Here is a 25,089-nt window from a genome sequence, read left to right on the forward strand (position 1 = left end):
GGGACGCGGCCGGGGACCGGGGGCGCGGGGCGGCGGGGCCGGGGCGGCGGGCGCTCTCGGTCCGGCCCGGTCAGCCGGTCGGCTCGCTGCCGCCCGTGACGGCCGCGATCGTCGAGGCGTCCACGAGCGCGGCGAGCCGGTCCCGGTCCGCCAGGATGGTGACCTCGACGATCCGGCCGTCGCGCACGGTGAACTCGCCGACGGAGAACGGCTTCCCGTCGAGGACCGAGAGCTGGCCCACGCGGCCGTTGACCAGCACCAGGTGCGTCGACAGCGCGACCGTGGCGAAGGAGCGCGCCCCCGCCACGACGGCCTGGGACCCGCGCACGATCCTGGACAGGCCGGTGGCGTCGCCGCCGTCCGCCCGCAGCACCACGTCCGGGTCGAGGAGTTCGAGCAGCGCGTCGAAGTCGCCGCCGCGCGCCGCCGCGAGGAACGCCTCGACGACCTCGCGCTGCTTGGCCCGGTCCGGGTCGGGTGCGGGCGCCGCCTCCCGCACCCGGCGGCGGGCGCGGCTCGCGAGCTGCCGGGTCGCGGCCGGGGCCCGCTCCACGATGGGCGCGATGTCCTCGAACGGCACGGCGAACATGTCGTGCAGGACGAACGCGAGCCGTTCGGCGGGGCTCAGCGTGTCGAGCACCACCAGCATCGCGAGCCCCACCGAGTCGGCGCGCAGCGCCTCCTCCTCCGGGTCCGCCGCCTCCCCGCGGCCCGGCAGGGGGCTGATCCGCGGGTCGGGCACGTACGTCTCGGGTACGTCGAGGGAGAGCTCGCCGCGCTGCCGACGCGAGCGCAGCAGGTCCAGGCAGACGCGGCCGGTGACGGTCGTCAGCCAGCCGCCCAGGTTCCGCACGCCGTCGGTGTCGGAGCGGCTGAGCTTGAGCCAGGTCTCCTGAACGGCGTCCTCGGCCTCGCTCAGGGACCCGAGCATGCGGTAGGCGACCGCCCTCAGGTGCGGCCGGTGCTCCTCGAAGCGCTCCGCAAGAAGCTGCCTTCCGTCCATGTGTCACATTCCTTCGTCGCGATCCGTCACAGCAGTGACGCGCCGGGGACAACGGCGCGCCGACCGCCTCGCGGCGGTGTCGAACAGAAGATCACGCAGCGGTACGCCCACGGTATCGGCCCCTGCGCGACTGGGGCCATCGATCCCTGACCGGCAGGGACCTGGAGGACGGGCGCGACGGCGGCTCGGAGGACGGACGGACACATGATCGAGCGCACGCGGAATTCTTTCGGGCCTCCGGGCGCACCTCCCGCTCCCGTCCCCCCGGTCGGGGCGGGCAGCGCGGGCGGCGGCCCCCTGGGGGCTGTGGGTCAGGGAGAGCAGGCCTGGTGACGGCCGGACGGGGGTGGAAGCGGGACACGGGGTGGGGGCCGGGCCGCCCCTGTGCGCGAGGTGCCGGGGGCGGCCCCTGCGCGCGAGGGCAGCCGCGCCGGGGAGGGCGATCGCGCCGGGGAGGGCGAGGGCCAGGCGCCCCGTGCCCGCGCGGGCGGGCGGGCGTAGGAGCGAGACGGGCTTCCCCGAGCGTCAGGCGAACAGCGGTGCCAAGGCCGCGCGCAGGTCGTCCGGCCGCCGGTACAGCACGCCCGTCATGCCGAGGGCGACCGCCGCGTCCACGTTCTCCTGGCGGTCGTCCACGAACAGACAGCGGCTGACGGCCGCGCCCACGCGTTCGGCGGCCAGCTCGTAGATACGGCGGTCGGGCTTGACCAGGCCGAGCGCGGCGCTGCCGACCACGTCGTCCACGAGGCCGGTGAGGCCGAGCCGCGCCAGGTCGTCGTCCAGCCACGGCGTGGCGTTGGTGACGATCGACACCGGTACGTGCGCCCGGGCGCGGCCCAGCAGCTCGACGACCGTCCCGTCCGCCCGGAACCCCGACTCGGCGAGCGCGAGCCCGAGTTCACGGCCGCGCGCCGGGTCGAGCCGCCGGTGTTCGGCGAGCCCGGAGGCGATCGCCGCCACCCACTCCTCCTTGCCGATCCGGCCCAGCATCAGCGGCAGGTCGGTCTCCGGCGCGAAGGCGATCTCGGCGGTGGCCCCCTCGGGCAGCCCGGCCGCGCGCTCCAGTGCGGTGAGCCGGGACATGTCGTAGAAGCGGATGACGCCGTCGAGATCGGTGAGGACGGCGTCGAAGGGACGCGGACGCGCGGCCGGGACGGGACCCGCGCCGCGCAGGGGGCGCGGGGGTGCGTCGGCCACCGGAGGGCGGGCCGGGGTCAGGGGCGCCTCGGTCACCGGGGGCAGCTCCGTGGCCGGGGGTGTGCCGGTCACCGAGGGCACCTCTGGCGCCGGGGATGTGTCGGTCACCGAAGGCAGCTCCGGGGTCAGAGGCGCGTCGGTCACCGGGCGGAACCTCGGGTTCGGGTCATGGGCCCATCATGCACACGGCACCCCCGGGGACCGGCAGGGCCCTCCCCCGCCGGACCGGCAGGGCCCTCCCCCGCCGGACCGGCAGCATGGCCCTGCTCCGCCGGGCGGTCGGCCGGGCCCGGGGCGGAGCCACCGCTTCCCGACCACACCGCCCACGCGCACGCCGCCACCACGAGCCCCACCGCTCCGCACTGCGCCCCGCTCAACCGCTCCCCCAGTGCCGCGAAGCCGACCGCCGCGCCCACCGCGGGCCCGAGCGCCAGCAGGACCCCGAAGGCCCGGACGCCCACGCGGCGAAGCGCGAGCAGGTCCAGGCAGTACGGGATCAGGGACGAGAGGAGCGCGACAAGGAGGCCGGTACCGAGGACGCCCGGGTGCCGGGCGACGGCCGCGCCGTCGGTCACCGCCCCGGCCGGTACGAGCAGCAGCGCCCCGACGGCGAGCGCCACGGTGAGCCCGGACCAGTCCGGGAAGAGCCGCCCCACACGGCGGTTGAGCACCACGTACGCGGCCCGGCAGACCGCGGCGAGCGCGCCGGACACCAGGCCCGCGACCGGCAGCGCCCCGCCCGGCGCGGCGAGCAGCAGCACCCCGGCGAGGGCGAGCAGCCCGGCGCAGAGCTGCGCGAGGCTGCGGGACAGCGCGAGGGCGAGCGTGAGCGGCCCGAGGAGTTCCAGGGTGGCGGCGACCCCCAGCGGCAGGTGGCCGATGGCCTGGAAGTAGGCCGTGTTCATGGCGGCGAGCACCACGCCGAACCCGGCGGCGGCCCGCCACCGCGCGGCCGTGAGCAGCGCGAGCCGCGGCCGCACCACGCACCACAGCACGAGCGCCGCGAAGCCGAGGCGCATCCCGGCGAGAGCGGTCGGGCTGACGTGCGCGTAGGCGCCCTTGGCGACCGCGGCACCGGCCTGGAGGCTGACGACCTGCGCGAACACCATGACGAGGGCGCCGCGCGCGGCGCGTGTGTTCCCCATGGGCCCAGCGTGATGTCATGCCCTTATGCAATTCAACCATTACGGGGGCGAGGCGGCCCTGCTCGCCGCGGACCTGGTGAACGCGTACGCGCGGGAGCCTGGCCCCAACCGGGCCCCAGGCACGAAGCAGCAGTCGGACACGGGGCAGGAGCTGCATACGGAACAGGAGACGGACACGGGGCAAGGGCCGGACGCGGAGCAGCGGCCAGACCCCGGACGACAGACAGGGCCGCAACAACAGACAGGTCCGGAACAGCGGACAGGCCCGTCCGACCCGTCTGCCCTGCTCGCCGCCCGCGGCATCGTGGACCACGCCCTCACCCCGGCCCAGCAGCGGGACGTCCGCGCCTGGGCCCACCGCCTCGCCCCCTGCTTCGGCCCGCAGGACCTCGCGGAGCGCTGCGCGCGCCTCAACGCCCTGCTCGACGAGGCGTCCAGCCGCCCCCGTATCGCCCTGCACGACGGCACCCCGCACTTCCACTACAGCGCGCCCGGCTCCGACGCGGCCGCCCACGTCCGGGCCCTGACGGCGGCCGGGCTCGCCTCCATCGTGTGCCACGCCGACGCGCGCCGCCTGGGCCGCTGCGCCCGTACGCCCTGCGGTCGCGTCTTCGTGGACACCTCCCGCGCGGGCCGGCGCGCGTACTGCTCGGTGCGCTGCGCCAACAACGACGCGGTGGCCCGGCACCGGGCCACCCGCCGACCCGGCTGAGGCACACGACCGCCTGCCGACGGGCGGCCCGGAGCGGCCCCAGCTACTCGCCGAGCGCCCGGCGCACCGCCGCCCGCACCCGGTCCAGGTCCGCGCGCACGGCGTCGTAGGAGGCCTGGCGCCGGGATATGTCACGCCGCTGCTTCTCGGCGGCGATGGCCCACCACACGCCTGCCGTGTTGTGCTCGCGCTTGCACTCGATGTCGGCCACGGCGGTGTCCCGCTCGCGGCGCGTACGCGTGGTCCGGCCGTCGCCGCCGCGCCCCCAGGCCTTGTCCCGGAAGGCCGCCTCCGGGCTCGCGTACCGCTTGAAGCCCTTCTCGACGACACAGTCCGCCCACGTGTCCAGTGCACGGCGCATCCGCGGGTTCTTCGCGACGGCCTCGTCGAGGGCGGCGCGGCGCTCCATGACGTAGCCATTCATGTGCTGTTCGTCCTTGACGTCGGCGCGCAACCGACGGGAGCTCCTGAAGTGGCAGCCGCCTTTCGGCACGGTACGACCCTTGACCTTGAAGCCCCCTCCGCGAGCGCCCCGCCGTACAGCACGTGGTCCTCTTCCCGTGTGATCAGGCGCCCCCTGGAGTGCTTCCTGAGCACTGCCACCGCGACGGCCGCCGGTGCGGCGGCCCACTGCGTCCCCCACGTCGCCTTCATGTCGGGGACCATATCGGCACCCACTGACAATCGGCGCCGGGCCGGTGCCCGCCCGCGGTCAGGCGCCGGGGTCCGGCTGGACGTCCGTCACGGACTTCGTGTCGGCCGGCGCCGGTCCGGCCGTCGGCGGACGGCCCTTCTGGTGGGCCCCGCGGCGCCTGCTCCTGCGGGCACGCCGGACCCTGACCTCCTCGGGTTCCTCGGTGGCGCGCGCGTCACAGGCGGGGTTGTGGCAGGGAGCGGGGCCCCAGACGGGGACGTACGCTCCCAGCACCTTGCGTCGTTTGACGGCCGTAGCGACCGGACGTCCGCAGCTCGGGCACGTGTGTCCGTCCTGCGAACGGGAAGCGAACCGGCCTTCTTCACTGCCCATACACCCAGGGTATGGCGATACGAGGGGGCCGCACAGCCTGGCGGTCACCCGTTTGCGGACTGCCGCACGTAATGGCGTACGACGAGACCGTTGCCGAAGACCCGCGACGACGTCAGCGCGAAGTCGCTGACGGCGGGCTCCACGCCCGCGAACATCGGCATACCGGAGCCGAGCAGCACCGGGTAGGTCTTGACCACGAGCTCGTCGACCTCGTCGCGTAGCTGGCCCGCGACCTGGGCGCCCCCGCACAGCCAGATGTCCAGCGGGCTGTCCTCCGCCTTGAGCTCGCGCACCTTGCCGACGAGGTCGTCCGCGATGAGCTGGACGTTCGGGTCGGGCGCGGTGCCGAGGCTGCGCGTGGCGACGTACTCCCGGAGGTGGGCGTACGGGCTCGTGATCCCCTCGTCCAGGCCGAGCCGGTAGCTGTTCATGCCTTGGATGACGGTGTCGAACTTCTGGTTCGGCAGGTCGTCGAAGCCGAGAGCCCGGCGCCCGGCGGCGGGAAGCGTCTCCGGGTACTCCGCCTTGAGGAACGCCAGGAACTCGTCGTCCACGAACCGCATGTAGGAGGTGGCGTCGCCGCTCGGGTCCCCGATGAACCCGTCGATCGAAACGGCGACGAAGTACGTGAGCTTGCGCAATGTGTCCCCTTTTTCACTGCTGTCCACAGGCATCCGGCACACACCCGCGCCGCACGCACACGAGCGCTGCGAGCACCGTCAGCACGCGAGCACGCCGGATGAAGTACTGCATTTATAGTGCTCCATCCGCAGTGGTTTCAAGGTTACGGCGCCCTGTTTCCCTCACTCGCGTGTTTTCGCAGGTCGGAAGGTTTGCCAGGCTCAGAAAAGTCGCGGCTCGCGCCACATGGGCCACATCGTCGGCCCGTCCGGCAGGGCCAGGGCTTGCCCCAGGTCGGCGAACCCGAGGCGCAGATACAGCTCACGGCTGCGGGGGCTGCTCGCCTCCAGGTAGGCGTGCAGCCCCTCGCGGTCGCACCGGTCGAGGACGGAGGTGATGAGCGCCGTGCCGATCCCCTGGCCCTGCCGCTCGGGCCGTACGGCGATCATGTGCAGATACTGGTGCGCCCGGTCCGTCGGGTGGATGCCGGACGTCAACTGGCCGATGACCTCCACCCGTTCGTTGTCCGGGTCGACGGCCTCGCGCAGTTGGGCGGGCCCGTCCGCCGCGGAACCGGCATCCTCGTGCCCCGCGCCCGCGGGCACCGACCACCACAGCGCCACCGCCGAACCGTCCTCGGCGATGTCCACGTACCCCTCCGCGAACGCGAGGTCGAGGAAGGCGCTCATCAGCGCACCGTGCCGACGCTCGCGCCGGTCCTCGTCCGGGAACACCCAACTGCTCACCGGGTCCCGCCGGAACGCCTCGTCCATCAGGCGAACGATGTCCGCCCTGTCCCCCTCGGTAGCTCTCCGCACCACCACACCCATGTCCCCACCCCTTCTCCGTGAACCCCGAACTCCTCCCCCGTCACTGCCGTTTGCAGCCTAGGTGATCGTTTCGCACGGGGCGACGGTGTGGCGGGCGCGCGTATGCGGGGCGACGGCGTGACGCGTGTGCGCGCGAGTTTCGGCCGCGTGCCGTACGTACGCACGCGGTGGCGGGCGGCATCCGGTACGCATCAGTCCGGGCGGCAGCCGGTACGCACGTGAGGGCGGCGGGGCACCTGGCACGAACGGAGGCGCCCGGGCACCCCCCTGCCGTGGGGGTGCCCGTACGACGACGACGGCGGCAGCAGCGGCTGCGGCTGCGGCTGCGGCCCCACGGTGACGGGCGAGGCCGCCCGTCACCGCGTACGTACCGGACCGCCTGCCATCGCCGCGCGCATGGCCGACCCAGCCCCCGTCCCCACCCGTCTCCACCCACCCGACTCCACCCACCCGCGGACGCCCACCCCTCACACGCACCCCGCACATCCGGCACCCCCCTCGGGCCGGTTGTCGGCAGGCGTCAGCAGGGCCGGCGCGTCAGGAACTCCACGAGCGCCAGCAGCCCTCCCGCCCGCTCCGGGTCCGGTACCGCGCGGGCGAGCTCTCCCAGCGCCCGGGACATGCGGTCGGCCGCCTGTGTCTGCGCCCAGTCCCGTCCGCCGGCCCGCTCCACCGCGCGGGCCACCCGCTCCGGGTCGCGCTCGCCGGGCCCGCGGTCGTACAGCCCGACCAGCGCCGCTCCGTCCGGCGTGCCGGAGGCCAGCGCGGCGACCACCGGCAGCGGCTTCCTGGGCGCCGCCAGGACCGCCCGCGCGGGCCCACCGGTCCGTGCGGGATCCCCCCAGATCCCGATCACGTCGTCGATGAGGCGGAACGCGAGTCCGGCCTGCCGCCCGAACCCGTCGAGCGCGTCGGCCACCTCCGGCCCCGCGCCCGCGTACACGGCGCCGATCGCGCACGCGCAACCGAGAAGCGCCCCCGCCCCGGCCTCCGCCACCGCGATCCACTCCGCCGCCGAGACCTCGGCGCAACGGCGCCCCTCCAGGACGCGCTCCGCGTGCCGTGCCGCGCACAGCTCGACGACGCAGGCGGCCAGGCGGACGGCGGCAGCCGGGGCCCCCGGGTGCGGATCCTCGGCCAGGAGCCGCTGCGCCACGGCCTGGAGGGCGTCCCCCGCGAGGATCACGTCGACCTCGCCGGGCACCGCGTCGCCCGGTCGGCCCCCGCGTGCGGTGGCCCGGTCCAGGACGCCGTCGTGGAGCCGGGTGCGGCCGTGCGTCAGCTCCACGGCGGCGGCCGCCCGCGCGGCGGCACCCGGGTCGCCGCCGAGCGCCCGCACCGCGGCCAGCACGAGCGCGGGCCCGGCCGCCGCGCCCGCCCCGCCGAGGGTGGGCGTGCCGTCCGCGTGCCCCCAGCCGAGGCTCGGGAGCGCGACGCGGCGTAACGCCTCCGGCAGCGACGCGACGGCCGTGCGCAGCTCCGGGCCGACGCGGCGGCGTGCCGATGCCAGCATCTCGGCGGCCTCGTGCCCCTCCGGGGGATCGTGGCCCCCGGGCGCCCGTGCGCGTTCCGTCACGTCCGCGGTGTCCGTCATGGACTCACTCCGGCGTGGAGGCGGACGGCGGCCGGTCCTCGGCGCCCGGGCGCGTACGGCACAGGGGCGTCCGGCGCCGCTGCAAGGGGCACGGGCGGCGCCGGGGCCACGGACACGGGCGGCGCCTCACCTCCAGCGGCCGATCTCGACGTTCTCGAGGACCCCGAGCGCGTCCGGGACCAGGACGGCGGCCGAGTAGTACGTCGACACCAGGTACGAGATGATCGCCTGCTCACTGATGCCCATGAAGCGCACGGAGAGGCTCGGCTCGATCTCGTCCGGGATGCCCGCCTGGTGCAGCCCGACGACGCCCTGCTCCTCCTCACCGGTACGCATGCAGATGATCGAGGTGGTGCGCGTGTCGCTCACCGGGATCTTGTTGCACGGGAAGATCGGCACGCCGCGCCAGGTGGGGATGCGGTGGCCGGACACGTCGACGGTCTCCGGGACGAGCCCGCGCTTGTTGCACTCGCGGCCGAACGCGGCGATCGCGCGCGGGTGGGCGAGGAACAGCTTCGAGCCGCGCCGGCGGCTGAGCAGCTCGTCCAGGTCGTCCGGGCTCGGCACGCCGTCGTGCGGCTGGAGCCGCTGGTCGTACTCGCAGTTGTGGAGCAGGCCGAACTCGCGGTTGTTGATGAGCTCGTGCTCCTGGCGTTCCTTCAACGCCTCGACCGTGAGCCGCAGTTGCTGCTCGGTCTGGTTCATCGGCTGGTTGTAGAGGTCCGCCACGCGCGTGTGGATGCGCAGCACGGTCTGGGCGACGCTCAGTTCGTACTCGCGCGGCCTCGCCTCGTAATCCACGTACGTCCCGGGGAGCACCGGTTCGCCGCTGTGGCCCGCGGAGAGGTCGATGGCCGCCTCTCCGTAGTCGTTGGTGCGCTGGGACGGGATGGACCGCAGGCTCTGGAGGTGGGCGCGCAGGGAATCCGAGCGCTCCGCGACCTGCTCCAGGTCCTGGCGCGCCAGCGTGAGGACCGTGCACGCGGTCACCGCGCGGACGCTGTACTCCCAGATGGTGTCCGGGTCGATCAGGGCCTGCTCGCCGAAGTACGCGCCGTCGGCGTGGGTGCCGAGGACCGTGTCGTCGCCGTAGGGGCCGGTGCCGATCTGCTCGGCGCGGCCGTGGGCGAGCAGGAACACCTCGTCCGCGGGGCTGCCGAAGGACACCAGCACCGAACCCGCGTCGAACTCGCGCTGCTGGCACCGCCGCGCCAGCTCCTCCAGGACCTCCTGGTCCTCGAAGTCCCGCAGCACCGGCAGCTCGCCGAGCTCGGCGGGGATGACCTCGACGCGGTCCCCGGTCTTCACGAACGTGACGCGCCCGTCGCCGACCGAGTAGCTCAGCCTGCGGTTCACCCGGTACGTACCACCCTGCACCTGCACCCAGGGCAGCATGCGCAGCAGCCAGCGGGAGCTGATCTCCTGCATCTGCGGCACGGACTTGGTGGTGGTGGCCAGGTTCCGCGCGGCAGAGGTCCCGAGGCTCTGCCGCGGCCTGCCTTCGTCCGTACGGGTCTCTTCGCCTACCGACATGGACAACGCCCTCCCAGATCATCTGCCGAGCTGCGTTCGCCACCCTTCCAGCACGGTGTGTACGGGCGCCATTACACAAATGAGCGGGAATGGATCAGGGCGTACGGGGCAGGACTGCCGCTACCAGGCCCGTTCCCTCGTACGTTCGTCCAAAGTCGGTTCACGGCGCGTAAAGCTCCGGCATCAGGCCCCGAGAACTCTCGACGCGCGGGGCGCACCACTCGTTCGGCTCGCCTCCGGATGTGCCCGTGGCAGGTCCCTGATGCGCTCGGTGGACGAGCACCCCCGGGGACCGGTGGGTGCCGTCGAGGCTCCCGCGTACGGGCGGGGACCGATGGAGCGCTGGGCGGACCGGGAGGACTGGGAGCAGTGGACAGTGCGTGGCCGCACGAGCCGGATGCCGCTCCCTGGAGCAAATGAGGCAAGCAATTCCGGCCAACCCACCGGGGTGCGCTGTTGACATCACCGCGCCCCGGGGTCCCGTCCGACACGCTCGCGGGCCGCACCGGTGCGGCCTGCGGGAACCGCAAGATCCGCGCGCACGTTGGAGTACTCGAACGCGGCGCGTGCACCATCCGCACCAACCGTCAGGAGAAAGCGACATGGCAGGCTTCCTCGACCGCGCACGAGAGCAAGTGCAGCAGGGTCTCAACCAGGGCAAGCAGAAGCTGGACGAGGTCCAGGCGCAGCGCGCGGGCAACGACCTGCTGAAACAGCTCGGCGCGGCGTATTACGCCGAGCGCCGCGGCAGCGGCACCCCCGACGCCACGCAGCAGGCACTCTCCGCCCTGGAGGCCCACATCGCGACGCACGGCGACGGCTTCCTGCGGGGCTGAGCCGCGCCGGCCACACGCCGCTCCAGCACCTTCGGGACCACCCCTCCGGGATCGGCCACCCCTGTGGAGCACCCCTTCGGACCGCCCTCACGGGGCTGACCGGAACAGCTCGCACAGGGGCCCGAACGGCCGCCGGACACATGGTTCACGCCCTTGTGTTTCCGGTATCAACCACCGTACGAGGCGGCTCGCGACCGGCGGCCGTCGCGCCCCGAAGGAGGCGGCCATGGCCCCACCCATGTCCGCGAACAGATTCCTGGACGTGTTACAGGACGAAGGCGTCACGATTGTCGAAGTCGGAGACTGGCGCACTCACAATCGCAACCACAAAGGGCCCTGGGGCCCCGTCCACGGCGTGATGATCCACCACACGGTGACGTCCGGCGCCGAGAAGACCGTGCGCATCTGCCGCGAGGGCTACCAAGGCCTGCCCGGTCCGCTGTGCCACGGTGTCATCACCAAGGACGGCCGTGTCCACCTGGTCGGCTACGGCCGCGCCAACCACGCGGGCCTCGGCGACGACGACGTGCTGCGCGCCGTCATCGCCGAGAAGGCCCTGCCGCCGGACAACGAGGCCAACACCGACGGCAACCGCCACTTCTACGGTTTCGAGTGCGAGAACCTCGGCGACGGTGAGGACCCCTGGACACCCGCCCAGATGGACGCCATCGCGAGGGTCTCCGCGGCGGTCTGCCGCCACCACGAGTGGACGGCCCGCTCGGTCATCGGCCACCTGGAGTGGCAGCCCGGGAAGATAGACCCCAAGGGCTTCACGATGAACGCCATGCGGGACCGCGTCCACGAGCGGCTGAAGTAGCCGCACGGCGGCCCACGAGCGGCCGCGCGACCGTCTCACAGGGACGCCGGCGCCTGGCGTGAGCGCCCGGCACGACCGTGAACGGCCGGTGTGACCGCTCGGCACGACGCCGGCGGTCGGCGTGGCCCTCGCGGGGACGCGGGCGGCCGGGACGCCCGCCCGGCACGGATCACAAGCGGCTGACGCCGTCCTCGCCGCGGGACGGGAACCGCTGGAGCTACCCCCGAGGAGGACAATGGCGGGGTGTCCCGCACCCCGCCCGCCCTCGTCCCCCGGCTCCCCACGCCCCTCCAGCCGGTCGCGGACCCGCGCTTCTCGGCGCACGGCGTCCGCCTCCTCCTCAAGCGCGACGACCTGATCCACCCGGCGCTGCCGGGCAACAAGTACCGCAAGCTCGTCCTGAACCTGGAGCGGGCGCGGGCGTCGGGCCACGACACCCTGCTGACCTTCGGCGGTGCCTACTCCAACCACCTGCGGGCCACCGCGGCCGCCGGCCGCCTCCTCGGTTTCGCCACCGTCGGCATCGTGCGCGGCGACGAACTCGCCGGACGGCCCCTCAACCCGTCACTGGCCCGGTGCGAGGCCGACGGCATGCGGCTGCACTTCGTCGACAGGTCGACCTACCGCCGCAAGCACGACCCCGCCGTCCTGGCCGCCCTCCAGTGCGACACCGCAGCCCAGGAGGCGTACGTCATCCCCGAGGGCGGCAGCAACGCCCTCGCCGTGCGCGGCTGCGCGGCCCTGGGCGAGGAGCTGCGCGAGCGCACCGATGTCGCCGCCGTGGCCTGCGGCACCGGCGGCACCCTCGCGGGCCTGGCCGCGGGCCTCGCCCCGGGCCAGCGCGCGCTCGGCATACCCGTGCTCAAGGGCGGCTTCCTCGGCGAGGAGATACGCCGGCTCCAGCACACCGCCCTCGGCTCGCCCACCGCCAACTGGAGCCTGGACGACCGCTTCCACTGCGGCGGCTACGCCCGCACCACCGACGAGCTCACCGTCTTCGCCGACGACTTCGAGGACCGGCACGGCATCCCCGTGGAGCGGATCTACGTGGCGAAGCTGCTGCACGCGCTGACGGCCCTCTCCGTAGAGGGCGCCTTCGCCCCCGGGACCACCGTCACAGCCGTGGTCACCGGCATGCCGCCCGCCCCGGGGCCGGCTCACTCCTCGACCTCCCGGTAGGCCGCGGCCTCCTCCAGGTCCAGCTTCCGCAGCAGCGTCCGCAGCAGCTCGTCGTCGATGCGGCGCTCGTCCCGCAGCCGTACGAACACCTCGCGCTCCGCGGCGATGGCCTCGCGCGTGAGCCTGCGGTAGGTGTCGTCGGCGGACTCGCCGGTCACCGGGTTCGGCTGGCCGAGCCGCTCCCACACGGAGTTGCGGCGGCGCTCCAGAACCGTGCGCAGCCGGTCCTGGAGGGGCCCTGGCAGACAGTTGCGCTCGTCCGCCATCAACTCGTCCAGGCGGGCCTCGGCGGCCTGCGAGGCGGCGTTCTGCGCCTGCGCCTCGGCGAGCGTCTGCTGCCGCGCGTCGGGACCGGGCAGCCGGAGGACCCGGATGAGCCAGGGCAGCGAGAGCCCCTGCACCACCAGGGTGCCGATGACGGTCGTGAAGGTCAGGAACAGCACCAGGTTGCGGGCCGGGAAGGGAGCCCCGTCGTCCAGGGCGAGCGGGATGGAGAAGGCGATGGCCAGCGACACGACGCCCCGCATGCCCGCCCAGCTCACGACGAGCGGCCGCCGCCAGTCCGTGTCGCTCTCGCGCTCCCTGATCCGCGCCGACAGCAGACGCGGCACGTACGTCGCCGGGTAGGACCACACGAACCGCACCACCACGACCAGGACGAAGACCGCCAGCGCGTACCAGACGGCCTGTCCCACGCTGTACTCGCCGAGGTCCTCCAGGACGACGGGGAGCTGGAGCCCGATCAGGGCGAACACCGCGGACTCCAGGAGGAAGCCGACGACCCGCCACACCGCGGCCTCCTGGAGCCGCGTCTCGAAGTCGACCTGCCAGGAGCGGTGCCCCAGGTAGAGGGCCACCACGACCACCGCGAGCACCCCGGAGGCGTGCACCTGTTCCGCGACGGCGTACGCCACGAAGGGGATCAGCAGTGAGAGCGTGTTCTGCAGGAGCGCTTCCTTCAGACGGGTGCGCAGCCAGTGGATCGGCACCATGAGGAGCAGGCCGACCCCGATGCCGCCGAGCGCCGCCACCAGGAACTCGCCGATGCCGCCCGCCCAGCTCGCGCCCTCGCCGACGGCCGCGGCGAGGGCCACCTTGTAGGCGGTGATCGCGGTCGCGTCGTTCACCAGGGACTCGCCCTGGAGGATCGTGGTGATGCGGGACGGCAGCCCCACACGGCGCGCCACGGCGGTGGCGGCGACGGCGTCCGGCGGCGCGATCACCGCCCCCAGGACGAGCGCCGCGGTCAACGGAAGATCGGGGATCAGCAGATACGCGAGCCAGCCGACGACCACCGTTGCGAACAGAACGTAACCGACCGACAGGAGCGCGACGGGCCGTACGTTGGCCCGCAGGTCCAGATACGAGCTCTCCAGGGCGGCCGTGTGGAGCAGCGGCGGCAGCACCAGGGGCAGCACGACATGGGGGTCGAGGTGGTAGTCCGGCACCCCGGGGACGTACGCGGCGATCAGTCCCGCGCCCACCAGCAGGAGGGGCGCGGGCACCGGGGTGCGCCGCGCGGCACCGGCGACGGCGGCGCTCGCCGCGATCAGCGCCACCAGGGGCAGTACGTCCATGGCAAGGCCCTCCACCCACCGCTCGACCGTCGTAACCTGGCCATCATGAACGAGTGTCCGCACGTCAGCGCGCTGCCCCACCCCGAGCCCGCGCCGCTGAGCGAAACGTGCCCGGAGTGCCTCGCCGCCGGCAGCCACCCCGTACAGCTCCGGCTCTGCCTGGTGTGCGGACACGTCGGGTGCTGCGACTCGTCGCCGTTCCAGCACGCGACGGGACACTTCAAGGAGACCGGGCACGCGGTGATGCGCACCTTCGAGCCGGGGGAAAGCTGGCGTTGGTGCTTCGTCGACGGTTCGATCGTCTGAGGCCTGGGTACGTCAACCCGACGCTCGTTCTTTCCAATTGGGCCCGCGTAACCCCTAGCCACTGTCCGTACCCGTAGGCTTACTATGAGTGACAGCAACGGGGCGGGGTCCCTGGGACACGGAACTGAGCAGCGCGGTAGCGTCACCGCTGAAAGACGAGGTGCGTTACCCGAGTGACGCAGTCCGGGCCGCCCAGGAGCGGTTCCGGAGCCCCGAAAGTGCTTGTACCACCTTGGAGGTGAGGGTGTCCCAGATCGCAGGCGAGCCCGGAAATCAGGACTTCGTGGAGGTCCGCCTTCCGGCTGCGGGTGCCTACCTGTCGGTGCTGCGTACGGCCACGGCCGGCCTCGCGGCGCGCTTGGACTTCACCCTGGACGAGATCGAGGACCTCCGCATCGCGGTCGACGAGGCCTGCGCGATCCTGCTCCAGCAGGCCGTGCCCGGCTCCGTGCTCCGCTGCGTCTTCCGGCTCGTCGACGACTCGTTGGAGGTGACCGTTTCGGCGCCCACCACCGACGGGCGTGCCCCGGAGCGGGACACCTTCGCCTGGACTGTGCTGTCGGCCCTCGCGGGCATGGTCGACTCCTCGGTCGGAGACGACAAAACCGTTTCGATCAGCCTCTACAAGAAGCGCGGCGCGGGTCCCGGGCCGGCGTGAGGGACGGGGACGGGCCGGTGCGGGACGAAGAGCGCGGAGCACGCGGCAAACACAGCACACACGGTCTGCCCGCCCGCGGCAGGGGCGGTACGCGCCCGGCCACGGGCCGCGGCCCGGCGGAGCCGGGGCCTGTCCCCGGAGGCATCCCCGAGCAGGCCAGGCCGCACCCACAGGACCCGGAGCAGTCGGGTCCGCCGGTGGCCGAGAGGGCACCGATCCCAGTTGAGGCAGAGCCGACCGCCGAGGACGGGCGCGACGAGCTGTCCGGCCCGGGCGGAGGGCGACAGGACCAAGCAGGCGCCGCACGCAGGGGGTCCCCCCGGGTGTCCAGCGCTGGGGGCAGGGCCCCTGAAGGGCGGCGGCTGGTGACGGGCGGGACGATGAGCGAGCACGAGCAGCACAGCCGGCACGATCCACAGGACCGCAGCGGCGCGCGAGCGATGTTCGTCGAGCTGCGCGCGCTGCAGGACGGCAGCCCGGAGTACGCGGAGCTGCGCAACCAGCTCGTCCGGATGCACCTGCCGCTCGTGGAGCACCTGGCCCGCCGCTTCCGCAACCGCGGCGAGCCGCTGGACGACCTCACCCAGGTGGCCACGATCGGGCTGATCAAGTCCGTGGACCGGTTCGACCCGGACCGGGGCGTGGAGTTCTCCACGTACGCCACCCCGACGGTCGTCGGCGAGATCAAGCGCCACTTCCGCGACAAGGGCTGGGCGGTACGGGTGCCGCGGCGCCTTCAGGAGCTGCGCCTGGCCCTGACGACGGCGACCGCCGAGCTGTCCCAGCTCCACGGCCGCTCCCCCACCGTGCACGAGCTCGCCGAGAAGCTGTCGATCTCCGAGGAGGAGGTCCTGGAGGGCCTGGAGTCGGCCAACGCGTACTCCACGCTGTCCCTGGACGTCCCGGACACCGACGACGAGTCCCCGGCCGTCGCCGACACCCTGGGAGCCGAGGACGAGGCCCTGGAGGGCGTCGAGTACCGCGAGTCCCTCAAGCCGCTCCTGGAGGACCTGCCGCCGCGAGAGAAGCGCATCCTGCTGCTGCGCTTCTTCGGCAACATGACCCAGTCGCAGATCGCCCAGGAGGTCGGCATCTCCCAGATGCACGTCTCCCGGCTGCTCGCACGCACGCTGGCGCAGCTCCGGGAGAAGCTCCTCGTCGAGGAGTGACGGCCCCGGGCGTCCCGGCAGTCCGCCGCTATTCGCCGTCCCCCTGTACGGCACCGGGGGACCCGATGCCGAGCGCCTCGGTCGTCGCGGGGTGCACCAGCAGCACGAGGGTGGCCACGGCGACGGCCGCGAGGGCGATGCCGCCCGGGATCATTGCGCTGTCGGCCTGGAGGAGCTGCCAGGCCACCGGCAGCGCCATGATCTGCGTGATGATCGCGGGCCCGCGGGCCCACCGGCGCTGCCGCAGCAGCCCTCGGGCGGCCAGCAGCGGCAGCAGCGCGAGGACGATCAGCGTGACGCCGCCGGTGGTGGCCTGGCGCGGGTTGTCGGGGTCGCCCGCGAGGCCCATCACGAGCATGTACGCACCGCCGACGACGAGGGCGAGGCCCTCCAGCGCGGCGAGCGCCGCGGCGGCCGTCAGGCGCCCGGGACGCGGTCCCTTTTCCGGGGCTTCGGGGGTGGTCTTCGGCTCAGTGCTCACACTTCGAGGGTAGCCGCGGGGTCCGGGGTCCCGGCACGACGGTGCCCGGGGCCTGTCCGGGACAGAGCCCGGGGGTCGTCCGGGGCGAAGCCCTGGCCCCCGTACGCGTACGGGGGCTATGCGTACGGGTGCGTACGCGGCGGAGCCGCCGGTCCGGCCACCGCGGCGGAACACCCGGGCACGGCGAGGCTCCACCCGGACACAGCGCGTGACGCCCGGGCGAGACCTCGGTCTGGGCCCGGCCACGACGGCTAGGTAGTCTGCTGCGCATGCGTGCACTCCTCGTGGTCAACCCGGCGGCTACTACCACCAGTGCGCGCACGCGTGACGTACTGATCCACGCGCTGGCGAGCGAGATGAAGCTCGAAGCGGTGACCACGGAGTACCGCGGTCACGCCCGCGACCTGGGCCGGCAGGCGGCGGAGAGCGACGACATCGAGCTGGTCGTCGCCCTGGGCGGCGACGGCACGGTCAACGAGGTCGCCAACGGTCTCCTGCACAACGGCCCCTCTCCGGAGGAGCTGCCCCGCCTGGCCGTCGTCCCCGGTGGCTCGACGAACGTGTTCGCGCGCGCCCTGGGCCTGCCGAACGACGCCGTGGAGGCGACCGGCGCCATCCTGGACGCGCTGCGTGAGGGAAGCGGACGCACGGTGAGCCTCGGCCGTGTCTCCGGGACTCCGGGTACGGAAGACGAGGCGGTCCCCCCGCGCTGGTTCACGTTCGCGGCCGGGCTCGGGTTCGACGCGGGCGTGGTCGGCCGGGTCGAGCAGCACCGGGAACGAGGCAAGAAGTCGACGCACGCCCTTTACGTGCGCCAGGTGGTACGCCAGTTCCTCGGCGAGAGCGACCGCCGGCACGGGTCGATCACCCTGGAGCGGGCGGGCGAGGAGCCGGTCACGGACCTCGTGATGTCCATAGTCTGCAACACCTCCCCCTGGTCCTACCTGGGCAATCGCCCCCTGTACGCGTCCCCGAAGGCGTCGTTCGAAACGGGTCTCGACGTCCTGGGTCTGAAGCGTCTTTCCACGGCTTCGGTGGCCCGGTACGGCACTCAACTGCTGCGTTCGACCCCCGAGCGAGGGCCCCACGGGAAGAACGCTGTCTCGTTGCACGATCTGACCGACTTCACCTTGCATTCGAAGGTGCCCCTGCCTCTGCAGATGGACGGCGACCACCTGGGACTGCGGACGAGCGTGACGTTCACAGGCGTACGCCGTGCACTGCGTGTGATTGTGTGAGTGGAAGGGCCTAAAGTCCTTTCACTCGAACGTTTAGGCCAGGATCCACCCCATGGAAGTACGGCTGTGACTCAGCCGACACCGAGGAATCAAAAAAAACTTTCCGGAAGGGGTTGTATCCGCCGCCGAGGTTTGCGAATCTCTACATGGCGATCGGGACGGCCCGCAACACCAGCCTCTACAGGTCGCCAGAACCCCTCCTCTCACCACAAGGTCCACACCAGGCAACTGGGAGTCGGCCCTTCCCGCGCGGAGGGATTCGTGAAAGCGTTCACATTCACAAGCACCCTGCATGTAAGACCCAAGGAGAGGTAGCAGCCATGGACTGGCGTCACAACGCCGTTTGCCGCGAGGAAGACCCCGAGCTGTTCTTCCCCATCGGCAACACCGGTCCTGCGCTGCTGCAGATCGAGGAAGCCAAGGCCGTCTGCCGTCGCTGCCCTGTCATGGAGCAGTGCCTGCAGTGGGCGCTCGAGTCCGGTCAGGACTCCGGCGTCTGGGGTGGCCTCAGCGAGGACGAGCGCCGCGCGATGAAGCGCCGCGCCGCCCGCAACCGGGCGCGCCAGGCCAGCGCCTGACGCCCACGCCCCACGAGCCTGAGCCCGGCGGCGCGTGTGCCTGACGGCATTGATCCGTAGACAGCGCGTACGCAACCCCCGCCCCCGAGCCGCAGCCGCGCAGTACCCTCGGTGCGCATCGCAACGTGAGTGAGAAGCCCCGGACCCAACCGGTCCGGGGCTTTTCGCTGTCTCCGGCCGGTACGTGTCTAGGGGGTTGTACGCGTCTACAAGGTTCAGGCGCTGTCGGGTACCGGTCGCTGTCGCGGGCACAGCCAGCGCGCCGGGCGCCGGTCGGTGCCGGTGGGTGCCGGTGGGCGCTGGCGCCCGGACGGGCTATTTGTCGACGCGCACCGGGATGTCGAGGACGACGCGCGTACCGCGCTCCGGGGCGCGGACCATGTCGAACGTCCCGCCCAACTCACCCTCGACGAGAGTACGGACGATCTGCAGGCCCAGGTTGCCGGTGCGGTGCGGGTCGAAGTCCTCGGGCAGCCCGACGCCGTCGTCCTGGACGGTGATGAGCAGCCGGGCCTCCTTGGTGGTGCCGCCCCGCAGCGCGGACACCTCGACGGTGCCCGTGTCGCCCTCGCGGAAACCGTGCTCCAGGGCGTTCTGCAGGATCTCGGTGAGGACCATCGACAGCGGGGTCGCGACCTCGGCGTCGAGGATGCCGAAGCGGCCCGTGCGGCGGCCGGTCACCTTGCCGGGTGAAATCTCCGCGACCATCGCGAGCACGCGGTCGACGATGTCGTCGAACTCCACGCGCTCGTCCAGGTTCTGCGAGAGCGTCTCGTGCACGATGGCGATGGAGCCCACCCGGCGGACGGCCTCCTCCAGCGCCTCCCGGCCCGATACGGAGTCGATCCGGCGCGCCTGGAGGCGCAGCAGCGCGGCGACCGTCTGGAGGTTGTTCTTCACCCGGTGGTGGATCTCCCGGATGGTGGCGTCCTTGGTGATCAACTCGCGCTCGCGGCGGCGCAGTTCCGTGACGTCGCGCAGGAGCACCAGCGAACCGATGCGCGGCCCTTTGGGCTTGAGCGGGATGGCGCGCAACTGGATCACGCCGTCGCCGCCCTCGATCTCGAACTCCCGGGGCGCCCAGCCGCTGGCGAGCTTGATCAGCGCTTCGTCCACCGGCCCTCTGGACGGGGCCAGTTCGGCGGTGGCCTTGCCCAGGTGATGGCCCACGAGGTCGGCGGCGAGACCGAGGCGGTGGTACGCGGACAGGGCGTTCGGCGACGCGTACTGGACGATGCCGTCGGCGTCGAGGCGGATCAGCCCGTCCCCCACGCGCGGGGAGGCGTCCATGTCGACCTGCTGGTCCGGGAACGGGAAGGAGCCCGCCGCGATCATCTGGGCCAGGTCGGACGCCGACTGCAGGTAGGTGAGCTCCAGGCGGGAGGGAGTGCGCACCGTCAGGAGGTTGGTGTTGCGGGCGATGACTCCGAGGACGCGCCCTTCCCTGCGTACGGGGATGGACTCGACGCGCACCGGGACCTCTTCGCGCCACTCCGGATCGCCCTCGCGCACGATGCGGCCCTCGTCGAGCGCCGCGTCCAGGAGGGGGCGGCGGCCGCGCGGGACGAGGTGACCGACCATGTCGTCCTGGTAGGAGGTGGGGCCGGTGTTGGGCCGCATCTGCGCCACGGAGACGTACCGGGTGCCGTCGCGCGTGGGGACCCACAGGACGAGGTCGGCGAAGGACAGGTCGGAGAGCAGTTGCCACTCCGAGACCAGCAGGTGCAGCCACTCGAGGTCGGAGTCGCCGAGGGCCGTGTGCTGACGTACGAGGTCGTTCATGGAGGGCACGTGTGTGAGCGTACCTGGCGGACCGCGCGGGGCCCCGGTGGCCGCTTTCCGCCCTCGGGCACCGGTCGGGCCGCGGCGCCAGGGCGGGACCCTCAACCCGACCCCAACACCGCAGCCCTTCTGGTGCATCGGCAGCCGGTCTGTGCGGTTCCGGCCGCCGATTCGGGAGAACCCGGCGCGGTCAGGGCAGAGAGCACCGGTTCCTCGGTCCGCTCTCCTGTGCGGGGAGAGCGGGGCTTTACGTTACGTCCGATTGTGGACTAGACCATTCTTTCCTGTCTACGCGTGGGGCGATGTTTGTTGCGGGGGTCGCGGACGGCTCAGACGGCCGGTTCGGCGGTGCGGGCGGCGCTGGAGGCCCGGCTTCGCCGGGTGGGCGGTGCCGGAGGGGAGGCATGAGCCGCCAGTTCCGCGGCGCCGGCGGCCTGGCCCCCTGGGGCGGTGGCAGTGGTCCGGCCCGCTGGTCAGGCGGTGTCGGCGGCGTGGCTCGCCGGGTCAGCGGCGTCAGGGGTTCGGGCCGCTGAGTCGGTGGCGCGGCTCGCCGGGTCAGCGGTGTCAGCGGTGTCAGCGGTGTCAGCGGTGTCAGCGGTCCGACCCTCCGGCCCGGTGGGCCAGGCGCGCATCGACAGCTCGGCGATCGCCTCCAGCTCCTCGCGGTCGGCGCCGTCCCGCGACTGCTGGGACATGCCTTGCAGGACCGCGCCCGTGAACCGGGCGAGGGCCGCCGCGTCCGTGTCCGCGGGCAGCGCGCCCCGCGCGATGTCGGCCTCTATGCGGTTCCGCATGGAGGCGATGTTCGCGTTGCGCCGCTCGCGGAGGGTCTGCTCGACCTCGGGTGTCGCGCAGTTGGTCGCCGCGTGGATGACGAGGCAGCCGTGGGGTTGCGCCGGGTCCGTGTACGCGGCGGCGGCCTCACGGAGCATGCGCTCGACACCGGCGCGGGCGGTCGGCTCCTCGTCGAGGGCGCGGCCGCCGAAGGCGCCGTACGTGACGGCGTACCGCTGCAGGACCTCGCCGAAGAGGGTCTGCTTGTCACCGAAGGCCGCGTAGAGGCTCGGGGCGCCGATGCCGAGCTCACGCGTGAGGTCGGAGACGGACGTCGTCTCGTACCCGTGCTCCCAGAACGTGCGCAGAGCCTTCTCCAAGGCCGTCTCGCGGTCGAAGGAGCGGGGCCTGCCTCGCTGTTTCGTCGCCATGGGAAAAATTCTATAGCGGGCGCTAGAAAAGCGGGAGGGAGTCGGGTACGGTTTTTATGTAGCGACCGCTAGAGAACGAATGTGGGAGTGGGGGCTTCGCCATGGGCGCGATGAAGAAGACGGCGACGCGGACGGAGACGAGTCCGGAAACGGGCACGGACACGGACACAACTGCGGACACGGAAACGGCTGCGGGCATGCGCGCGGACGCGGACGCGGACATGGGCAGGGACGCGGGCACGGACGCCGGCTCGAGTACGGATGCCGGCGCGCGGGCCCGGACGGGGAGAGCAGAGAGGGCCGCGAGGGCGGGGGCGGCGGTGTCCGCGGGTCGATTGGCGGGCAAGACCGCCCTGGTCACGGGCGGCAGCCGAGGCATCGGACGGGGGATCGCCGAGCGCCTCGGCCGGGACGGCGCTCTGGTCGCCGTGCACTACGGCACCAATGAGGCGGCCGCGAAGGAGACGGTGGCGGCGATCGAGCGGTCCGGGGGTTCGGCGTTCGCGATCGGCGCGGAGCTCGGGAGGCCCGGGGACGCGCGAGCGCTGTGGTCGGCGTTCGACGCGCACGCGGACGGCTTGGACATCCTGGTGAACAACGCGGGCATCGGCACGTCGCGCCCGTTCGCGGACACGGACGAGGCGGAGTTCGACCGGCTCTTCGCGGTGAACGCGAAGGCGCCGTACTTCATCACGCAGCTCGCCCTGGAGCGCCTGCGCGACGGTGGCCGGATCATCAACATCTCGTCCGGCGTCTCCCACGCCGCCGTCCTGCCGGACATCATGACCTACGCCATGACGAAGGGCGCCCTGGACGTCTTCACGCGGAACCTGTCGAAGGTCCTCGGCCCCCGGGGCATCACGGTCAACGCGGTCGCCCCGGGCATCGTGGACACGGACGTCAACGCCGCGTGGCTGCGCGGCGAGGAGAACAGAGAAGCGCGGGAGGGCGCGGCGGCGATGTCGGCCCTCGGCAGGGTCGGCACGGTGGAGGACATAGCCGACGTGGTCGCGTTCCTCGCCGCGCCGGACGGACGGTGGGTGACGGGCCAGTGGATCGACGCGACGGGCGGTTCGCTGGCCTGAGGCGCCGAGGCGTGCCGGGCGCCGCCGGGGCGGCTCAACGGGTCTCCGTCACCTTGGCGAGAGCTCTTGGCGCGTCCGGGTCCTGGCCTCGGGCGATGGTGACCTCGTAGGCGAGGAGCTGGAGGGGAATGATCTCCAGGATCGGCTGGAGCTCCTCGGCCACGTTCTCCGTGGGCAGCACGAACCCTGCGGAAGCCTGCTCCACCTGGGCCTTGGGGCCGATGACCACCAGGTCGGCGCCGCGTCCGCGCAGGCGGTCGAGGACGGGCTGGAGCGCCGCGCCGCCCTTGCCGTCCGTCACGACCGCGATGACCGGGGAGATGTTGTCGACCATGGCGAGGGGACCGTGCAGCAGGTCGGCGCCGGAGTAGGCGAGGGCGGGGATGTAGCTGGTCTCCATCAGCTTGAGGGCGGCTTCCTTGGCGGTGGGATAGCCGTAACCACGGGAGGTGATCACCATGCGCTCCGCGAAGCGGTAGCGCGCGGCGAGGGTACGGATCTCCGGCTGGCGGGCGAGCAGGCCGGCGGCGAGGTCGGGCAGCCCACGGGCCTCGGCACCGTCGCCTCCGCGCAGGCCCTCGATGAAGAGATGGAGCGCGAGCAGGGACGCCGTGTAGGTCTTCGTCGCCGGGAGGGCCTTCTCGGGCCCCGCCAGGATGTCGATGTGGTGCTCGGAGACGGCGGCGAGGGGCGAGTCCGGGTTGTTGGTGACGGCGAGGGTGATGGCACCGGCCTCGCGAGCGGCATGGGTGGAGGCCACCAGGTCCGGTGAGCCGCCGGACTGGCTGACGGTGATGACCAGGACGTCCCGCAGATCGGGCTTGGCGCCGTAGGCCGTCGTCGTGGACATGGAGGTCAGCCCGCAGGGCAGGCCGAGACGGACTTCGAGGAGGTACTTGGCGTAGAGCGCGGCGTTGTCGGAGGTGCCGCGGGCGGTGAGCAGCACGAAACGGGGGCGCTGCGCCGCGACCTGCTCGGCGGTTCGCCGGATCTCAGGCGCGCCGGTCTCCAGGATGCGCCGCAGCACGTCGGGCTGCTCGGCCATCTCCCGGGACATGATGCGGCCGGGCTGCTCGCTGTACGGGGAGGACGAGGTCACGGTCATGCGTACCACTGTGCTCGCTCCCACCCGGGAGCGCCCCTTCTCCGCCCTGAGCCGTTCCGCCCTGAGGACCCTTGCCCGGAACGGCCCAGGGCTTCACAGGGCCTCCTAGGCATCACAGGCCTCCAGACCTCCCAGAGCCCCGGCGGCTCCATGGCTCCGGCGCGGGCACGCAGGTCATTACGAAGTAAGCGCAACCCATCAGGCCAAGCACACCCGACGCCTGGCCGGCAGGGCCCGGTCGCACCACCGGCGGGCCAGACCGGGCACGCCCGCCCCGCCACGGGGCCCAGCCAGCAAAGCCCGGCCGCACCACCCGCAAGCCAGACCGCGCAGGGCGCCACCACCCGCAGACCAGGCCGAGCAGGCACCGCTGCCCGCCCACAGGCCAGGCCGCGCCGGTCCGGGCCCGGGGCGCCACCCACCGCCGGACCCCGCGAGGCGGTGGGCCCTCCGGGCGGTGGGCCAGGGAAGTGCGCAGGGGCGAGGGCTGCGCTGGAGGGGGTGAGCTCTGCTAGATTGGTCTATACCACACCATCGTCCCTCCTTCTCCAGATCGGCAGGCCCAGCGTGGAAGTTGTCATCGTCCCGGACGCCAAGGCAGGCGGCGAGCTCATCGCGGAGGCCATGGCCGCCCTGGTGCGTCGTAAGCCTGACGCCCTGCTCGGTGTCGCCACCGGTTCGACGCCGCTGCCCGTCTACGAGGCCCTGGCGGCGAAGGTCCGCGGCGGGGCCGTGGATGTGTCGCGGGCGCGGATCTGCCAGCTCGACGAGTACGTCGGGCTGCCGGCAGGGCACCCGGAGTCATACCGCTCGGTGGTGCTGCGGGAGGTGGTCGAGCCGCTCGGGCTGAGCGAGGCGGCCTTCATGGGGCCGGACGGCAGTGCCGAGGACGTGCAGGGCGCGTGCGAGGCGTACGACCGGGCCCTCGCCGAGGCGGGCGGTGTGGACCTGCAACTGCTCGGGATCGGCACGGACGGGCACATCGGGTTCAACGAGCCGTGCTCGTCGCTGGCCTCGCGCACGCGGATCAAGACGCTGACCGAGCAGACCCGGGTGGACAACGCGCGGTTCTTCGACGGCGACATCGAGCAGGTGCCGCACCACGTCATCACCCAGGGCATCGGCACGATCCTGGAGGCGCGGCACCTGGTGCTGCTGGCGACCGGCGAGGGCAAGGCGGACGCCGTGGCGGCGACGGTCGAGGGGCCGGTGGCGTCCATCGTGCCCGCCTCGGCGCTCCAGCTCCACCCGCACGCCACGGTCGTGGTGGACGAGGCCGCCGCGTCCAAGCTGAAGCTGACGGACTACTTCCGGCACACCTACGCCAACAAGCCGGAGTGGCAGGGGCTCTAGAGCTCCGGCCCCGGCACGCGGACGGCGCCGGGCCGCCTCCCTCAGCGGGGGCGGCCCG

General features: G+C 72.8%; 23 protein-coding genes and 1 pseudogene. 11 read left to right on the top strand and 13 right to left on the bottom strand.

The genetic code is table 11. The features are described 5' to 3' along the window. Positions 1-70: 70 nt before the first annotated feature. From IE330_RS30225 to IE330_RS30235, 3 genes are all read right to left on the bottom strand, one after another. Positions 71-1,003, bottom strand: coding sequence for a sigma-70 family RNA polymerase sigma factor (locus tag IE330_RS30225; RefSeq protein WP_190139346.1), 933 nt, complete (start codon positions 1,001-1,003; stop codon positions 71-73). Positions 1,004-1,528: 525 nt separating this feature from the next. Next, positions 1,529-2,200 (bottom strand): HAD-IA family hydrolase, encoded by a 672-nt coding sequence (locus IE330_RS30230; RefSeq protein WP_373314757.1) that lies wholly within the window; start codon positions 2,198-2,200, stop codon positions 1,529-1,531. A gap of 140 nt (positions 2,201-2,340) precedes the next feature. Then, on the bottom strand, positions 2,341-3,345 hold the full coding sequence (locus IE330_RS30235; RefSeq protein WP_190139347.1) for an EamA family transporter: 1,005 nt from the start codon (positions 3,343-3,345) through the stop codon (positions 2,341-2,343). A gap of 25 nt (positions 3,346-3,370) precedes the next feature. Here IE330_RS30235 and IE330_RS30240 point away from each other — a divergent pair, with 25 nt between their 5' ends. Continuing rightward, positions 3,371-4,057 (top strand): CGNR zinc finger domain-containing protein, encoded by a 687-nt coding sequence (locus IE330_RS30240; RefSeq protein WP_190139348.1) that lies wholly within the window; start codon positions 3,371-3,373, stop codon positions 4,055-4,057. A 43-nt stretch (positions 4,058-4,100) separates the two neighbouring features. On the opposite strand, the gene IE330_RS30245 is transcribed toward IE330_RS30240, so the two are convergent. The 5 genes from IE330_RS30245 to IE330_RS30265 form a co-directional block, all read right to left on the bottom strand. Further along, a complete protein-coding gene (locus tag IE330_RS30245; protein ID WP_190139349.1) occupies positions 4,101-4,511 on the bottom strand; it encodes a hypothetical protein in 411 nt (136 codons plus the stop codon). 617 nt (positions 4,512-5,128) lie between these two features. Beyond that, positions 5,129-5,725, bottom strand: coding sequence for a dihydrofolate reductase family protein (locus IE330_RS30250; RefSeq protein WP_190139350.1), 597 nt, complete (start codon positions 5,723-5,725; stop codon positions 5,129-5,131). A 201-nt stretch (positions 5,726-5,926) separates the two neighbouring features. Then, a complete protein-coding gene (locus IE330_RS30255) occupies positions 5,927-6,535 on the bottom strand; it encodes a GNAT family N-acetyltransferase (RefSeq protein ID WP_190139351.1) in 609 nt (202 codons plus the stop codon). 520 nt (positions 6,536-7,055) lie between these two features. Then, positions 7,056-8,129 carry a polyprenyl synthetase family protein gene (locus IE330_RS30260; RefSeq protein ID WP_190139352.1) on the bottom strand — a complete coding sequence of 358 codons (1,074 nt, stop codon included), beginning with the start codon at positions 8,127-8,129 and terminating at the stop codon, positions 7,056-7,058. A gap of 126 nt (positions 8,130-8,255) precedes the next feature. Beyond that, positions 8,256-9,662: a family 2B encapsulin nanocompartment shell protein gene (locus tag IE330_RS30265; RefSeq protein WP_190139353.1), complete on the bottom strand. Its 1,407-nt coding sequence runs from the start codon at positions 9,660-9,662 to the stop codon at positions 8,256-8,258. 602 nt (positions 9,663-10,264) lie between these two features. Between IE330_RS30265 and IE330_RS30270 the strand changes: the two genes are divergently transcribed. The 3 genes from IE330_RS30270 (at position 10,265) to IE330_RS30280 (ending at position 12,494) form a co-directional block, all read left to right on the top strand. Then, a complete protein-coding gene (locus IE330_RS30270; RefSeq protein ID WP_190139354.1) occupies positions 10,265-10,498 on the top strand; it encodes a hypothetical protein in 234 nt (77 codons plus the stop codon). A 226-nt stretch (positions 10,499-10,724) separates the two neighbouring features. Continuing rightward, entirely contained in the window at positions 10,725-11,315 is a 591-nt protein-coding gene (locus IE330_RS30275; protein WP_190139355.1) for an N-acetylmuramoyl-L-alanine amidase, read from the top strand. 243 nt (positions 11,316-11,558) lie between these two features. After that, positions 11,559-12,494 carry a 1-aminocyclopropane-1-carboxylate deaminase/D-cysteine desulfhydrase gene (locus IE330_RS30280; RefSeq protein WP_190139356.1) on the top strand — a complete coding sequence of 312 codons (936 nt, stop codon included), beginning with the start codon at positions 11,559-11,561 and terminating at the stop codon, positions 12,492-12,494. On the opposite strand, the gene IE330_RS30285 is transcribed toward IE330_RS30280, so the two are convergent. Then, positions 12,473-14,071 carry a Na+/H+ antiporter gene (locus IE330_RS30285; RefSeq protein ID WP_190139357.1) on the bottom strand — a complete coding sequence of 533 codons (1,599 nt, stop codon included), beginning with the start codon at positions 14,069-14,071 and terminating at the stop codon, positions 12,473-12,475. The genes IE330_RS30280 and IE330_RS30285 overlap by 22 nt on opposite strands. Positions 14,072-14,116: 45 nt before the next feature. On the opposite strand from IE330_RS30285, the gene IE330_RS30290 reads away from it, so the two are divergent. The 3 genes from IE330_RS30290 (at position 14,117) to IE330_RS30300 (ending at position 16,204) form a co-directional block, all read left to right on the top strand. Next, entirely contained in the window at positions 14,117-14,377 is a 261-nt protein-coding gene (locus IE330_RS30290) for a UBP-type zinc finger domain-containing protein (protein WP_190139358.1), read from the top strand. A gap of 244 nt (positions 14,378-14,621) precedes the next feature. Next, the gene (locus tag IE330_RS30295) at positions 14,622-15,035 is read left to right on the top strand and encodes an ATP-binding protein (RefSeq protein ID WP_190139359.1); all 414 of its coding nucleotides are present in this window, start codon (positions 14,622-14,624) and stop codon (positions 15,033-15,035) included. Then, positions 15,032-16,204 carry an RNA polymerase sigma factor SigF gene (locus IE330_RS30300; protein ID WP_190139360.1) on the top strand — a complete coding sequence of 391 codons (1,173 nt, stop codon included), beginning with the start codon at positions 15,032-15,034 and terminating at the stop codon, positions 16,202-16,204. The genes IE330_RS30295 and IE330_RS30300 overlap by 4 nt, the downstream gene beginning before the upstream one ends. A 28-nt stretch (positions 16,205-16,232) precedes the next feature. Here IE330_RS30300 and IE330_RS30305 read toward each other — a convergent pair whose 3' ends face one another. Continuing rightward, a complete protein-coding gene (locus tag IE330_RS30305; RefSeq protein WP_190139361.1) occupies positions 16,233-16,685 on the bottom strand; it encodes a hypothetical protein in 453 nt (150 codons plus the stop codon). Positions 16,686-16,954: 269 nt separating this feature from the next. Between IE330_RS30305 and IE330_RS30310 the strand changes: the two genes are divergently transcribed. Further along, the gene (locus IE330_RS30310; protein WP_190139362.1) at positions 16,955-17,923 is read left to right on the top strand and encodes a diacylglycerol/lipid kinase family protein; all 969 of its coding nucleotides are present in this window, start codon (positions 16,955-16,957) and stop codon (positions 17,921-17,923) included. 320 nt (positions 17,924-18,243) lie between these two features. Then, positions 18,244-18,501 carry a WhiB family transcriptional regulator gene (locus IE330_RS30315; RefSeq protein ID WP_016639615.1) on the top strand — a complete coding sequence of 86 codons (258 nt, stop codon included), beginning with the start codon at positions 18,244-18,246 and terminating at the stop codon, positions 18,499-18,501. A gap of 315 nt (positions 18,502-18,816) precedes the next feature. Here IE330_RS30315 and IE330_RS30320 read toward each other — a convergent pair whose 3' ends face one another. Then, positions 18,817-20,283: a sensor histidine kinase gene (locus IE330_RS30320; RefSeq protein WP_190139367.1), complete on the bottom strand. Its 1,467-nt coding sequence runs from the start codon at positions 20,281-20,283 to the stop codon at positions 18,817-18,819. Positions 20,284-20,900: 617 nt separating this feature from the next. Beyond that, positions 20,901-21,488, bottom strand: a pseudogene (locus IE330_RS30325) (TetR/AcrR family transcriptional regulator); the annotation flags it as partial. Between the two features lie 320 nt (positions 21,489-21,808). On the opposite strand from IE330_RS30325, the gene IE330_RS30330 reads away from it, so the two are divergent. Further along, on the top strand, positions 21,809-22,573 hold the full coding sequence (locus IE330_RS30330; RefSeq protein ID WP_229926033.1) for an SDR family oxidoreductase: 765 nt from the start codon (positions 21,809-21,811) through the stop codon (positions 22,571-22,573). A 34-nt stretch (positions 22,574-22,607) separates the two neighbouring features. Here IE330_RS30330 and IE330_RS30335 read toward each other — a convergent pair whose 3' ends face one another. Next, complete coding sequence (locus IE330_RS30335; RefSeq protein ID WP_190139364.1) at positions 22,608-23,678, bottom strand: SIS domain-containing protein; 1,071 nt, start codon at positions 23,676-23,678, stop codon at positions 22,608-22,610. A 567-nt stretch (positions 23,679-24,245) separates the two neighbouring features. Here IE330_RS30335 and nagB point away from each other — a divergent pair. Beyond that, positions 24,246-25,031, top strand: a complete 786-nt coding sequence (gene nagB, locus IE330_RS30340) for a glucosamine-6-phosphate deaminase (RefSeq protein WP_190139365.1) — start codon at positions 24,246-24,248, stop codon at positions 25,029-25,031. Positions 25,032-25,089 lie beyond the last annotated feature (58 nt).

The organism is Streptomyces longispororuber (genome assembly GCF_014656095.1).
Taxonomy (GTDB): Bacteria; Actinomycetota; Actinomycetes; order Streptomycetales; family Streptomycetaceae; genus Streptomyces; species Streptomyces longispororuber.